This is a genomic window from Larkinella terrae, assembly GCF_009668025.1.
Classification (GTDB): domain Bacteria; phylum Bacteroidota; class Bacteroidia; order Cytophagales; family Spirosomataceae; genus Larkinella; species Larkinella terrae.
This window is the reverse complement of sequence record NZ_WJXZ01000006.1, coordinates 90,753-105,374: the sequence shown is the minus strand read 5'-3', so window position 1 is coordinate 105,374 and position 14,622 is coordinate 90,753. Positions and strand designations below refer to the sequence as shown.

The window sequence follows — 14,622 nt, the reverse complement described above, 5'->3', positions numbered from 1 at the left end:
AATATTTGCACATACAATCTAATCAACTACTTTAGGTTATCCGCCAGGCAACCGGTTTCATTTCCGACGATAGCAGCTGGCTGGCGGACACGTAAGCCATTTTTGATCAGTCAATTACAGCAAATTATTATTGTCTGTAGTGCTTAAACGAAACGTGGAACCCTTTTCCCATAAGAGATGATTAGAGCGCTACTTCTGTGTATTTGCGTCCCGTTTTTAGCCTTCGGCCAGCCCGTTATAGAAACCCGGCCGAGCCGTTTCTTTGCCGAAATGGGCGGTTTTTTTGCCTCCGGCCAACCGACGCCCTTCTGGCTGCGAAGCAATCAATATGGTATTGTTCCCAACACCTTACCCTCCGCAACGTTTCGGGCGGGCGTCCGCCAGGATTACAGCTATTACCCGCTGACTGATGTAACCTCTCCCCTGCGCCGGGATCGTTTCGGAATTGGGTACGGTTTTGAAGCAGTTTACAATTTGAATGCGCAACCAAAAAAACCCCTTTTACTCCCGGAAGCTTATGTGAAAGTCCGCACCGGAGCCTTCGAGATCATGGCCGGACGCCGACGCGAAATAGTCGGATTAGTCGATTCAACCTTAAGTTCCGGCTCTTACAGCTGGTCGGGAAACGCACTGCCTTTGCCCAAAATACAAATCAGTTTACCCAACTATACACCCATCGGTTTTACGAAAGGATTGCTCTCGTTTCGGGGCGCTTTCGCCCACGGCTGGTTCGGCAGTCAGCGCAAGGTCCAGCATTATTTTCTCCATCAGAAATCGTTATACGTGCGGTTAGGAAAACCGCGCTGGCCCGTCAAGTTCTACGCCGGTTTCAACCACCAGGCCCAATGGGGGGGCGTTACCGACCAGCTTCCCGAATCGCTCGTCAAAGACGGGCATTTTCCTGCCAGCTTACAGGACTATCTGTTTGTTTCTCTGGGCAATAGCCTGGGTCGACTGGGAGGACTCGATACCACCCGCTACAGTAAATTTGACCGCGAAAACCGGGTTGGCAATCACCTGGGCACGATCGATCTGGGTGTTGAGTTCAGTTCCCGCCAGGTTTCCGTGTTATTTTATCACCAGAGTATTTACGAAGACGGTTCGCTGTATTATCTCACAAACATCGAAGATGGCTTGACCGGTTTGCGGTTTCGCAACCTGAATCCGGCGCATACCGGTTTTCGGATCACGGGCGCCGTGGTCGAGTTTTTATACACCAAAAGCCAGGGCGGTAATGTGTTTGGCGATGGAAACCTGTTCCGGGGCAAAGACAATTATTTCAATCATACGCAGTACCAGGACGGCTGGTCGTATTTTGGCCGGGGCATTGGAACGCCCTTCATTACGCCAGTGACGGATTCCCGACCCGGTTTGTCGCAATACGGTTTTTTCAGTAACAACCGGGTCCGCGCCTACCACACCGGCATTCAGGGTGGTTTTGCCAAAAATTGTCTGTTCCAGTTGAAGTTTTCCTACAGCGAGAATTACGGCACCTACGATGTTCCGTTTCCCGAAACGATCCGGCAAATTTCAACCCTGTTAATGCTCGAATTGCCGCTGAATCAACGAGGTTTGCTGATCACCTGCTCCGCAGCCGCCGACCAGGGCGATTTGTTCCCGAACAGCAGTGCCGTTTACGCCGGAATTCGCAAAACGTGGGACTTTTATAAATACCGGGTCAGGAAATGAGTTGTTCAGTGTTCAGCTTACGGTTCATCCAATTTTCGTTATTCATTATTTGATATTGTACTTAAAACCAAATATTGAATAGCGAATACTGAATAACGAAGTAAAACCGTAAACCGACCATCAGTCTTCCGGAAAAGGAATGAAGATAAAACCGGCGAAGTCGCCGTCGATGACGAACAGGCAACAATATTCGTCGGGATTTTTGTAGTTTTCCCTGAATGCCTCCACCGATTCTTCAGCCACCAGCTTGCGCTGAACAAACTCTTCCAGCAACGACGCCCGGTAGGTCCAGGCATTGTCAGTAATCTCTTTCGGTCCCAGCAGCAATTGCCCCACGTCGACTACCCGGCGGGAAGCGACAAAAATGGGATTTTCCGTAAAACCGCGTTTCCGAATAACATAGGAAGCCTCTTTCAACGTATCGGCCACTTTCACAAAATCAGCCGAAACCACGCTCATCAGCTTCCGGTTCACATCCGGCGAATTCGCGTCATCAAGCAGGATATTTTCGTTACTATTGTTGATCATAGCTTTGCGGTTTTCGGTTTTTTAAATTCTTGCCGCCAGTAAAAGGCTTAAATCCTTAAACCGCATGTTGAATTTTTTGGCGATATAAGCATTGGTTAACAGACCGTTATGGCTGTAAACGCCCTTCATGAACCAGCGATTGGCAAACATCATTTCTTCAATACCACCGATGGTTCCAGTCTGTAACAAAAACGGCAGAAAAATATTGCTCAACGCCAGACTGGCCGTGTGGGCCACCCGCGAGGCAATGTTCGGAACGCAATAGTGAATCACGTTCTGAAATTTATACGTCGGCTCCTTGTGCGTAGTCATCTTGGATGTCTCAAAATTCCCGCCCTGGTCGATCGACACGTCGATGATCACCGCATCAATTTTCATGTGCGAGACCATTTCCTGGGTCACTACAATCGGGCTTAAACCGTCTTCCGCCCGCATGGCCCCAATCACTACATCGGCGCGCTGAATGGCCTCCGAGAGCGTATCGGTTTCGATGATCGAGGTGTAAATGTGCTGCCCGATGGCGTATTTCAGCCGCTGGAGTTTGTAAATGTGTTTATCGAAAATCTTGATTTCGGCCCCCAAACCCAGGGCGGTTCGGGCGGCATATTCAGCCACAGTTCCGGCGCCCAGAATCACTACTTTCGTAGGTGGAACACCGGTAATTCCGCCCAGAATTACCCCACGACCGCTGTTGGCGCTGCTCAGGTATTCACCGGCAATCAGCATGACCGTACTGCCCGCAATTTCGCTCATGGCCCGAATCACCGGCATGCCGCCGACTTTATCTTCGATGTATTCATAGCCAAAAGCGGTAATTTTCTTACTATTCAGCCGCTCGAAGTATTTTTTATCGTGATTTGGCAAATTAACCGCCGAGATGAGCGTGCTACCGGTTTTGATGTAGTCAAACTCTTTGTCAACGAGCGGTTCTATCTTCAGAATCAGGTTGGCGTCGTAAACTTCCTTGGGCGACGGAACAATCAACGCACCGGCTTCGCTATACTCGTTATCGGAAAATTTAGCTCCTTCGCCAGCGCCTTTTTCCACCAGCACCTCGTGGCCGTGCCGCACCAGAATAGTGACGGCTTCGGGCGTCAGCGCAATCCGGTTTTCCTGTAATGAGACCTCTTTGGGCATCCCGATCATGAGACTACCCTTGTGCTTCTTAACAGCGGCAGGAGCTTCCTGCGGATAAAGTGCCGTTTGCTTTGCTAATTGTTCAAACCCAGTCACTTATAAACGGGATTAGCGAATGAGAAGTACCGATTACACGTTTTTCAAAAGCCGGTTTTGGAGAAAACCGCCCGTAAAAAGTGGCATTGGCAAGTCTCAATCCATAATTGAAGTCAATTGGTTTTCAGTATTCGTTCCCCTTCCTCTACCTCCAGATGGATTGTCCAGGCATCGGGGGGCAACAATCCGGCAATTCGTTCCGGCCACTCGATCAAACACCGTTCCCCCGAGTCGATGTATTCTTCCAAACCACTGTCGAGCGCTTCTTCCTCGTCGCGAAGCCGGTAACAATCGAAATGATAGATCGGTTCGCCCTTTTCTGTAACGTATTCATTAACAATCGAGAAGGTTGGACTCTGAACCGTATTCAAAACGCCCATCTGCCGACAAACCGCCTTGATCAAGGTCGTCTTCCCGGCTCCCATCGGCCCGTCGAACAACCAGACCGAATGCGAACTTCCGGCCGCAACCAGTTGACCGGCAACCGCGTCTAATTCAGCAAGGCTTCGAAAGCGAATGGTCATTCCTCCAACATAATTCCAATTCCAAAGATAACACTTTTCTTTGTCTCTACAGGCCCTGTCGATAGTTGACCTTCTGGTCAAAATTAGGCAACTTCGGCCCTCAACTTCAGTCTTCACAAACGTATGTCTCGTACTATTCAGGTTGGACTCATCGGTTTCGGACTATCGGGCCGGTATTTTCACGCACCTTTCCTAACCGTTAATCCGCATTTCAAACTAGCCAAAGTGGTTGAGCGTCACCGCAATGACGCCGAAGCGTTTGACCCCGGCATCCAGACCGTCCGCAGCCATGAGGAGTTACTGGCCGATCCGGACCTCGAACTCATCATCGTGGGTTCGCCTAACGACACCCATTTTTCCTACGCCAAAGCCGCCCTCGAAGCCGGAAAACACGTTCTGATCGAAAAACCATTTGCCAACAATCTGGAGCAGGCCAAAGAACTGCTTGATATGGCACACGAAAAAGGGCTGGTCGTTATTCCATACCAAAACCGGCGCTACGACGCTGATTTTCTGACGATCCAGCAGATCCTGCGGGAAAACCAGATCGGCGATGTCGTGGAATTTGAATGTCGCTATGACCGCTATCGGCCCGATATCCTCGATAGCTGGAAAGAAAAAGATCCGGCGGGCGGAGGGAATCTTTTCAACCTAGGGCCCCACCTGATCGATCAGGCCGTTGCCCTGTTCGGCGTGCCGGAAGCGGTTTCGGGCGACGTTCGCATCATTCGGAAAGGCGGTATTCTGGATGATTATTTCGACCTGCGGTTATTTTATGCCGATAAACGCGTCATCCTGAAATCGTCGATGCTGACGGTCGATAACAGCCTGCGGTACATCATTCACGGCACCAAAGGTTCGTTCATCAAACATGGACTGGATATTCAGGAGGAAACCCAGCGGAAAAACATCCTGCCCGATACGCCCGACTGGGGTGCCGAGCCCGAAAGCCAGTACGGTACGCTAACGACTACCAGCGGGCGGTTTACATTCCCGAGCCAGCCGGGGAATTACCACCATTTTTACAACAACCTATACCGGGCCATTGTCGGCGAAATCCCGCAGGAAGTGACACCCGAACAGACGCTGACGGTGATTCGCATCATTGAATTAGCCGGAGAAAGCAGCAAACTGAAAAAAGTGCTGGAGTTTTGAAAGGCGATAAAAGAGTAAAGACAAGAGAGTAAAGACTTGGCCTGTTTATAAAACCGGTTAATCTTTACTCTCTTGTCTTTACTCTATCCTCTCAACAATCAATACCCCGGATTCTGCGTCAGCGTGGCTTTACCGTTTTTCTGGCTGTTCAGGATTTCCTGCAACGGAATCGGAAAATATTCGTGCTTGCCTTTGATGAACGTAACGCCATTCAGGTACGACCGTTTCTTGGCTTCGGCGGGATAATAGGCATTCAACGTCACATCGGCGATGCCCCAGCGAACCAGGTCAAACCGGCGGTGGCCTTCCATGCCAAATTCCAGCCGTTGTTCGAATTGCACGGCTTTGCGGGCCAGGGCTTTGTCCGTCCAGGCCGTAGCATATTCCTTAATTACGTAATTGGCAGCCGCTTTTCCATCGGTGCCTTTCACAAAACCGTCCGGATTGGCCGCCCGCCGACGGATCTGGTTGACATAATCACGGGCTTTTTCCAGACTACCCACTTCGATTTCAGCTTCAGCCAGCCACAACAGAACGTGCGAGTAACGGATCATCCGGTAGTTGTTGGCGTTCAGACGCGGGTTGCTCGCGAAGGTGTTCGTTCCGACATCCGAACGATACATGACGTGTTTTTTCGGCGAATAAGGACCGCCATACGCCTGATCACGAACGTATAATTTACCGGGATGCACACCCCAGTCCAGAAACGGAATACCCCGACGGCCCACCGTATGGTCCAGACGTGGATCGACCTGGCCGTCGTACGGCGTAAAGGCTGCCGTCGATTCAATTCCCTGATCGCTTTTCACGTCCTCTTTGTTGAAGTCATCCAGCATCGGCAAACCGTTTGCATCGGTTTTGAACGCGTTGACCAGATTCTGTGAAGGCTGGAAGAAACCGCAGCAGGTGGTGACCCCGCCCCCGCCGTACGGGTAGTTCAGGGTAGCTCCGATGTTGCCATTTTCACCGCCCGACGCACCGTCGTTGACCGAGTGTTCGATTTCAAAAATCGACTCCGCGTTGTTGTTGGTCACGGCCCGGAAGTTGTCGTGATACAGCGGCATCAGTTTATACTGCCCGCTGGCCACAATCGCATCCAGCAGGGTTTTGGCTTCGGCGTATTTTTTTTGGAACAGATACGCTTTCGCTAAAGTAGCCGCAGCAGCCCATTTTGTAACGCGGCCTTTTTGCGTTTGCGTTGCCGGTAAGACGTCGTAAGCCGCCTGCAAATCCGCATTGATTTTCGGCCAGATATCTTCGGTATTCGGCACTTTGGTACTTTCCAGATCACTCGGGCTGTACGTTTTATCGTCGATATACGGCACCATGTTGTACATCTTTTTCAGCTCGAAGTGGAAATGGCCCCGCAAAAACCGCGACTCCGCTACAATCTGTTTGCTTTCCGCTTCGGAGATGTCCTTAGCCATCGGCAGGTTCTGCAGCACATCGTTGGCACGGGCAATTCCGTCGTACATGCCCCGCCATTTTCCGCGGAAATAGATGTTGTCCGACTGAATATTTCCCTGTTCGATCAGCGAAATCGGCGGTTGGTCCCCCGCAATCGTGCCTTTGTAGGCATCATCGGAAGCCACACTGCCGTAGACCCAGTTGTCGCCCGACGACTGATACGACCGGTACGCGCCTTCGGCCGTAGCCCAGCCGTCGAGGAGCGAATAGGCCCCAATCAGCAGCGCGTTGATTCCGGCTTTATTTTGCAAAACCGTATTGGAAAGAGCGGCTTTCGGCTGCACTTCCAGGAATTTGTCCGAGCAGGATGTCGCGATCGTGCAGCAGACTATGAATAGAAATAAGGTTATTTTTCTCATGGTTTTTCGTCTCTTGATCGCTTAAAAACTTAGGTTTAAGCCCAGCAACAGGGATTTGGCAACGGGATAGGAACCGCCGTCGACGCCCAACTGACGGTCGTTACCGGCCGAATAGTTACGCAAATTGATTTCGGGGTCCATGCCGGAATACTTGGTAATCGTTGCCAGGTTCTGACCCTGCACATAAACCGACGCTTGACCCAAACCGAGTTTCGACAGCAGTTTGGCGGGCAGCGTGTAGGTCAGCTGAATGTTCTTGAAGCGGAAATACGATCCGGATTCGAGGTAATAGGTCGAGGGCAAAATACTGACCTGATCGCTCGACCGGAGCTGCGGCAGAATGGCGTCGGTTTTGCCCGGCCGCCACGAATCATACAACATGCGGGTGCTGCGGTTTCCGGCAAAGGTCGGGAAGTCGGTCCAGTATTTGACGTAGTTGAAAATGTCGTTCCCCTGAACACCCTGACCGAAAATCGTCAGACCAAAATTCTTGTAATTCACGTTAAGGTTGACACCGTAGTTGAAATTCGGGTGCGGATTGCCGATGATACTCAGGTCGCCCGAATCCACTTTGCCGTCGCCGTTAACATCCCGGAATTTGAAACGCCCCGCCCGGTTTTCCGTTGCAGCATTTCCGAATTGTACCGGATGTTTAGCGGCCTCTTCATCAGTCTGGAAAATGCCGTCGATCGTGTAACCGAAGAAAGACGAAATCGGGTAGCCCTGCTGCGTCACCACAAAGTTCTGAATCCGCTCATCGTTAATTCCGAAATATTGCGTTTTCGGATCGCCGTTGGTTTTCACTACTTCGTTGCGATACGTTCCGAGGTTCACGCCCACATTATACGTCAATCCGTTGGTTACCTTGCCATTGTAGTTCAGCATGAGGTCAACCCCACGGTTCCGCATTTCGCCAATGTTTTGGAATGGGGCCGTGGCTACTCCCTGTGTCAGCGGAATCTGAACCGGGAAAAGCATGTCGGAAGTCGTCCGGGTGTACCAGTCGAAACCGATGCTCAGTTTGTTTTTCAGCAGGGTCGCGTCCAGACCGATGTTGGTGCTGGTGGTGGTTTCCCATTTCGCGTTGGCGTTTCCGAACTGCGTCAGCTCGTAACCCGGCACGGCTGACGTACGCGTTCCGTTAATGTCGTAGAACGACGTGATCGGGTTGGTGCTGAACTGGGTATAGGGGTTGTAGTTCCCGATTTCCTGGTTACCGGTTTGTCCCCAGCCAATCCGCAATTTGGCATCATCGAGCCAGGTAGCCGACTTCAGGAAGGGCTCCTGCGAAATCCGCCAGCCCGCGCTCACCGCCGGGAAATAAGCCACCCGGAAGTCCTTGGCAAACCGGGATGACCGGTCGCGCCGGATCGTTGCGTCGAACAGATACTTGTCGCCCAGGGCGTAATTGAGTTTGGCGAATTCGGAAGCCAGCCGCCAGTTTGAAGCCCCACCGTTGTTGGTCTGAACGCCCGTACCGGCGCTGAGGTAGCGGTTTTCGATGTCATCAACGGCAAAGTTGGTGCGGCTGGCGTCGAAGAATTCGTAGTAGTTCTTGATCGACTCCGTTCCGACAATGAGGTTAAACCGGTGCTTGTCGCCGAACGTCTTGTTATACGTCAGGGTGTTGTACCACGTCCAGGTCCACTCGTAGTTGTTGTTGGTCTGCAAGCTGTTCGAACCCCGCGATTCGGGCGACTCAATGTCCCGAATCGTGTAGTTCTTGAAGTTGTAGAGGTTGTAGTCGATCCCGAAACTGGTGCGCGCCGTCAGGTTTTTCAAAATGTCTACTTCGGCATACGCATTTCCGAACAACCGCACCTCTTTCTGAATGTTATCCTTGTTCCGCCACAAATCGGCCACCGGGTTCCGGGCGTTGTCGAGGTCACCCCCGCGCGCTCCGGCGTAATAACCGGTTACGTCAAAAACCGGGATGATGGGCTGAATCCGATACGCAAACGAAATCGGGTTGCTTTCGTTGCTGTTCCCGTTCGGCTGGCCCAGCCGTTCGCCATAGGCCACCTGGAAATTCTGCCCGACCCGAATCCGTTTATTTACGTTAAACTCGGTGTTGGCGCGCAGCGAATACCGTTTGTAACCGGTATACATCATGATCCCCTGCTGATTGAAGTAGTTCAGCGACATGGCATACCGGCCGGATTCCGTGCCGCCCGAAACCCCCAACTGGTGGTTTTGAATCGGCGCCGGATTGAAAATCTCGTCGAGCCAGTTGGTTCCTTCCTTGTTCGCCTTGGTAATCAGCCACTTGGTTTTGTTGAAGTCGGCGGCATCGATGTTGTTCGAGTAGTTGATGTAGTTTCCGTTGGCATCCTGCGCCACGCGCGGATCACTGGCCGAAGCTGCACTCGGGAAAATATAATCCGGAATCACCGGCGTCGGGCCGTTGCCAAACTGCGAGTGCGTCGGATTGCCGTTAGCCCCAACCGCTCCGGAATTTTTCCGGGATTCCCAGGTCAGCTGAGCGTATTCGTTCGTGTTCAGCATGCTCAGGAATTTACCCGGACGCTGGGTTCCGTAATACACATCGTAGGAAAACTTCGGTTTACCGGCTTTGCCTTTTTTGGTCGTGATGATCACCACCCCGTTCCCGGCGCGTGAACCGTAAATGGAAGCCGCCGATGCATCTTTCAGCACCTGAATCGATTCGATGTCGTTTAGGTTCAAGGTATTGAGGTTGCCTTTGGTGGGCGTTCCGTCGATGACGTAAAGCGGAGAGTTGTCGTTGATCGTACCAAAACCGCGAATCCGGACCATGACGCCACCGCCCGGTGAGTTCTCGTTCCCGACCTGCACCCCAGCCACCCGGCCCTGCAGCGCCTGCCCAACGTTGGTAGCCGGAATGGACAGCAGTTGCTTGGTATCTACCGTTGCCACGGCGCCCGTGATGTCTTTCTTCGACTGCGAACCGTAGCCCGTTACAATCACTTCCGAAAGAGTCTTGATGTCCGGCTGAAGGGTGATCGTGATGGCCGACCGGTTTCCGATGGACACTTCCTGTCCGGTGAATCCAATGGCTGAAATCGTGAGGATATCTTTTCCGGCGGGTACATTGAGCGTAAACTTGCCATCGGCATCAGTTGCCGCTCCCACGGTGGTTCCTTTAATGACGACGTTTGCGCCGGGAAGCGGATTGTTGTCGTTCCCGTCGGTGATGAGGCCGGTTATTTTGCGATCCTGCGCCCAGGCAGCCATCGTCAAAAACCACGCCAAGGCCACCGCTGCGCCAACGCGCAGCGGCCTCAAGTAATTGTTTCTCATAGAGGTGGTAGTTGGTTTAAAAAAGGGTGATAAGAATGTACCACGTACGGTACATATTTACGAAAATAACCTTTTTTCTCGCCAAAAATCAAGCGCGAAACTTCTACGCTTTATTATTTTTCCTTAACCTCTTTAAGATTAAATATAAAAAAACCGGGACACAAGCCCGGTTTTTTTATCCATTTCAAATCGATACTGGTACAAAAGTTAGTTACTTCAAATTCAGATCGGTCATAACCGTTTGTACTTTTTGTTTCAGTTTTTCGTAAACCGCGTCAAAATCTTCCTTTCGCTCAAGTGGTTCATTCACACCTACGTAGAATTTGATCTTCGGTTCGGTTCCCGACGGACGGGCCGACACCTTCGTTCCGTCGGCGGTAAAGAACTGTAGCACGTTCGACGATTCGATTCCCATTTTCCCGGCTTCAATGGCAGTTTTCTCACCGGTTTTCAAATCCGTCCGCTCCAGACTCGCATAATCATCAACCCGTAAAACCGCTGAACCCGCAATCTGTTTCGGTGGATTAGCGCGGAAATCGGCCATCATCTGCTGGATTTCCTCGGCCCCGGTTTTGCCTTTTTTAGTCAGCGAAATCAGGCCTTCGTAGTAAAACCCGAACTTCTGATACATTTCCATCAGCAAATCGAACAGGCTCAGCCCTTTGTCTTTGGCGTACGCCGTCAGCTCGGCAATCATCGCGCAGGAAGCGATAGCGTCTTTGTCCCGAACGAAATCACCGATCAGGTAGCCGTAGCTTTCTTCGCCCCCGCCGATAAACTGCTGCTGGCCTTCCAGTTCGCGGATAATCTGGGCGATGTATTTAAAACCGGTCAGCGTGTTGTAACAGAAAACGCCGTATTCTGCGCACATCTTGTCGATGAGGTCGGTCGTCACGATGGTTTTGGCGACAAACTCCTTGCCGGTCAGTTTGCCGTTGTCTTTCCATGCCTGCAGCAGGTAATAGATGATCAGGCTGGCCATCTGGTTTCCGTTCAGCAACTCAAATTCGCCGTGGTGGTTGCGGGCGCCCGAACCCACGCGGTCGGCGTCGGGGTCGGTGGCCATGATCAGATCCGCGTTGATGGCTTCGGCTTTATTCAGCGCCAGTTGCATGGCTTCGCGCTCTTCGGGGTTCGGCGATTTCACGGTCGGGAAGTTGCCGTCCGGTTTGGCCTGCTCCTCCACGATGTTGACGTTGGTAAAACCGAGGGCTTCCAGCACGCGCGGAACCAACGTAATACCGGTGCCGTGAATGGGCGTATAAACAATGTTGAGGTCTTTCTGGCGCGCAATAACGTCCGGATTGATGGAGTTGGATTTGATCCGTTCCACGTATACGCTATCCACTTCCTCGTCGATCAGGTGAATCTTTTCAGGAACACCTTCAAACTTCACGTCGTCGATGGAAGTGATTTTATTGACTTCTTTAATGATGTTCTTATCGTGGGGAGCCACCACCTGGCCACCGTCGTTCCAGTAAGCTTTGTAACCGTTGTATTCCGGCGGGTTGTGCGAAGCCGTCACGACGATTCCGCTCTGGCAACCCAGCTGACGAATGGCAAATGACAGTTCGGGCGTGGGGCGCAGCGAACTGAACAGATACACTTCCATGCCGTTGGCCGAGAAAATATCCGCTACGATCCGGGCAAATTCCGGGCTCATCCGACGGCTGTCATGCGCAATGGCGACTTTGATCGGCTGATCGGGGAAAGCCGCATTCAGGTAATTTGCTAGACCCTGCGTGGCCGCCCCAACGGTGTAGCGATTCATGCGGTTGGAACCTACACCGATTACCCCGCGCAAACCACCCGTACCAAACTCCAGATTTTTATAGAATGAGTCAATCAGTTCGGTCGTTTCGCCGTTGTCCAGTAATTTTTGGATGGCCGCTTTCGTTTCCGAGTCATAATTGCCGTTAAGCCAATGGTCGATGGTCGATTGGGTTGCCGTATCAATTGCAGTTGTCATAAAGAATGAGTGTTAGAATCGGTTGCCAATTTACGGTTCTAAACGACGTAGTCAAATCCTTTTGGTAAAAGGTTTTCCGATCCTGATTCCAACTCACTGCCTGATAAAATACCCTTCACGGAGTTTAAAACGCAATCCCCAAAACGGCCGCGAAGTTACCGCATTGGTTACCTCAAAAACGGGCCGGATTAACTAGAATTAGACTAGTACTAAATTTCAGCCCGGCAAAAATATTATCCCATTTTCTGATACCCATTTTGTCCAATGGTTACAAAGTGTTTTCTCCGAGATTTTTTTGACAAACCCTGCTTTCATCCTATCCATATCCCAAATAAGTCCAAATCGCCCCGGGCAGCCCGCTTGCTTTACATGAGTATTTTTCTGCATATTTCCGGCTCTGACACCACCCATTCAAACCGGAAACTGTATGTCGTACTACTTGCTGCATACGCTGCCCATGCGCTGCTCCTTTAAGTTTCGGAAAACGCGCGCCCGCCTTTTGCCCGGACAGGCATTAAGCGGAATTATTGAGGTCAATATCTTTCTCAAAGAACAGGGCAAAGAAAAGCGGTATGGTCCGTTCTCTACCCATTTTCAGACGACCCGCCTGGCCTGGGATCGCCACCCGCTGCCGGTCAACACCAAGCCAAACGCCGTTACACCCGAGGGAAAGCCCTATTACAACCCCAAACTGGACGATCACGCCATCCTGAAGGCGGACCTGGAATTTTACCGGACGCATTTTCAACTGGCCCAGGTGATGCTGCGCGATAAAAAGAAACTCATTGCCGCACCGTTCCTCCACCAGTTGACCCTGCAATTGATGGAGCAGGAAGAAGAACTGTCCCTTTACCGACCCTACGGAACCCAGACCCCGGCCTACCAGGACCGGTTCACTGCCTGGCAGACCCGCATCGAAAACCTGATCGAAACCGGCACGGTGGCGGTCGAACGAAAACTGGTGGATGTATTTGAAGAGTACAAAACCTTTCGGATCAAGCTGATCAATGATGACCAGTATACGCGCACCGATGATGAGATCAGTAAAAAGACCTTTGAGAACGACATCAGCCAGTGGCAGCTTATTCTGCGTTACCTGGAAGCCAATCAGCTGGTGGGTCTGTTGATGGTTTCCGTCAAGCCCTCCTTCCTGGTTAACTTCAAAGAATGGGCGATGAATCAGCTGGTGGGCAATACGGGGCGGAAAGTAAAAGCGTCGACCATCGCCCTGAGCCAGACTTTTTTTGGCCGCCTGTGCCGGTATGCGGTCAGTAAAGAATACATCAAGAACGACCCGACCAGCAGCTACACCATTCGGACCGGCCGAACCTCGGGCGCAAAGCCCTTATCGGTCGAAACGCTCAACCAGCTCGAAGATGCCGAACTGGAAGCAGAGGACCGGTGGATCATTGATTCCTGGCTGGTGGCCGGTGAATTGTGTTTACACCACGCCGATTACTGTTCGCTTCCGATTATGAAGATCCACCGCTTTAAAAACGGGATTCAATACATCAACCACCCCCGAAAGAAACAGCGCGGAACCCGCCTGAAGATCACCTCCGAGTTTACACCCCGCGCCCTGCGGCTGATTCGCAAATACGGCGGCATCGCGGGCTTATACTACGGAACCTACCGGGATTTTTGGGAAACACTGCGCCGGGTGGGGAAGGATCTGGGATTAAAAGATGAGGATGGAAAACCGATCCATCTCGTGTTTGGCCTGGGCCGGGATTCGGGCATGACCAACCGGGCTATTTCCGGCAGTCCGGCAAGGGTTTTAAAAGGCAATGCGGGGCATAGCAATTTGCTTCAACAGGAAAAGTACATCAATGCTGCTCCGAAGATACTGGAGAAGTTTTTGGAGCGGCAGGCGTTAGGGCTTAGTGACGTCGATGAGGACCTGGCTTGAGCGGGCAATGTCCGTCACGGCATCAAAGAACTGCTCGAGTTCGTAGGCAGTGCCGGAAAAGCGGCTCTTATTGTTGATCAGCAGCGTATGGACTTCTCCCTCTGGCGTCGAGGTCGTTACCAGCGAAATGGAGCCTTTCTTACCTTCAATCCGGTAGGTTTGCTCTTCTTCGCTTTCGTCAAACTGAATTTCCGTTTCAACAAAGCCTTTGGCATTGACCACAGGGGTACTTGATCCTTCACCGACTAGTTTAATTTTCATCGCAATTCAGGTGATTTGCCGCAAATATAGCCTAAAACCGCCAAAATGCTACTTGCCAGGATAAAGCACTTCCTTCGCCGTCACCGCTCCGGCGGCCCGGCTGATCGACTCGCAGTTCTGGGTGGCCTTTGTGTGCCTGGCCGCCCTGCTGCTGCCGCTGGCGCTGGTGTGGGTGGTGCGGTGGCTTATGGTTTGGGCCCTAACCGGCGCAGGGCAGCCTGAATCTTTCTGGCGGAATTTTGCACCTTG

The 14,622-nt window shown here is 51.8% G+C and carries 10 protein-coding genes; 3 read left to right on the top strand and 7 right to left on the bottom strand.

The window, feature by feature from the left end; translation table 11 throughout:
- The first annotated feature begins 177 nt into the window (after window positions 1-177).
- Window positions 178-1,689: a capsule assembly Wzi family protein gene (locus tag GJJ30_RS11100; protein WP_154175225.1), complete on the top strand. Its 1,512-nt coding sequence runs from the start codon at window positions 178-180 to the stop codon at window positions 1,687-1,689.
- A 120-nt stretch (window positions 1,690-1,809) separates the two neighbouring features.
- Here GJJ30_RS11100 and GJJ30_RS11095 read toward each other — a convergent pair whose 3' ends face one another.
- From GJJ30_RS11095 to tsaE, 3 genes are all read right to left on the bottom strand, one after another.
- Complete coding sequence (locus tag GJJ30_RS11095) at window positions 1,810-2,217, bottom strand: hypothetical protein (RefSeq protein WP_154175224.1); 408 nt, start codon at window positions 2,215-2,217, stop codon at window positions 1,810-1,812.
- A gap of 21 nt (window positions 2,218-2,238) precedes the next feature.
- Complete coding sequence (locus GJJ30_RS11090; protein WP_310588228.1) at window positions 2,239-3,450, bottom strand: alanine dehydrogenase; 1,212 nt, start codon at window positions 3,448-3,450, stop codon at window positions 2,239-2,241.
- Window positions 3,451-3,563: 113 nt separating this feature from the next.
- On the bottom strand, window positions 3,564-3,974 hold the full coding sequence (tsaE, locus tag GJJ30_RS11085; protein WP_154175223.1) for a tRNA (adenosine(37)-N6)-threonylcarbamoyltransferase complex ATPase subunit type 1 TsaE: 411 nt from the start codon (window positions 3,972-3,974) through the stop codon (window positions 3,564-3,566).
- Between the two features lie 123 nt (window positions 3,975-4,097).
- On the opposite strand from tsaE, the gene GJJ30_RS11080 reads away from it, so the two are divergent.
- Complete coding sequence (locus tag GJJ30_RS11080; protein WP_154175222.1) at window positions 4,098-5,129, top strand: oxidoreductase; 1,032 nt, start codon at window positions 4,098-4,100, stop codon at window positions 5,127-5,129.
- A 98-nt stretch (window positions 5,130-5,227) separates the two neighbouring features.
- Here the strand turns inward: GJJ30_RS11080 and GJJ30_RS11075 are convergent, their stop codons facing one another.
- From GJJ30_RS11075 to GJJ30_RS11065, 3 genes are all read right to left on the bottom strand, one after another.
- A complete protein-coding gene (locus GJJ30_RS11075; protein ID WP_154175221.1) occupies window positions 5,228-6,955 on the bottom strand; it encodes a RagB/SusD family nutrient uptake outer membrane protein in 1,728 nt (575 codons plus the stop codon).
- A 21-nt stretch (window positions 6,956-6,976) separates the two neighbouring features.
- A complete protein-coding gene (locus GJJ30_RS11070; RefSeq protein WP_154175220.1) occupies window positions 6,977-10,234 on the bottom strand; it encodes a SusC/RagA family TonB-linked outer membrane protein in 3,258 nt (1,085 codons plus the stop codon).
- Window positions 10,235-10,445: 211 nt separating this feature from the next.
- Window positions 10,446-12,203, bottom strand: coding sequence for a phospho-sugar mutase (locus tag GJJ30_RS11065; protein WP_154175219.1), 1,758 nt, complete (start codon window positions 12,201-12,203; stop codon window positions 10,446-10,448).
- 427 nt (window positions 12,204-12,630) lie between these two features.
- Between GJJ30_RS11065 and GJJ30_RS11060 the strand changes: the two genes are divergently transcribed.
- Window positions 12,631-14,112, top strand: a complete 1,482-nt coding sequence (locus GJJ30_RS11060) for a phage integrase SAM-like domain-containing protein (protein WP_154175218.1) — start codon at window positions 12,631-12,633, stop codon at window positions 14,110-14,112.
- On the opposite strand, the gene GJJ30_RS11055 is transcribed toward GJJ30_RS11060, so the two are convergent.
- Window positions 14,077-14,373 (bottom strand): hypothetical protein, encoded by a 297-nt coding sequence (locus GJJ30_RS11055; RefSeq protein WP_154175217.1) that lies wholly within the window; start codon window positions 14,371-14,373, stop codon window positions 14,077-14,079. The two genes, GJJ30_RS11060 and GJJ30_RS11055, sit on opposite strands and share 36 nt — an antisense overlap.
- Window positions 14,374-14,622: the final 249 nt, after the last annotated feature.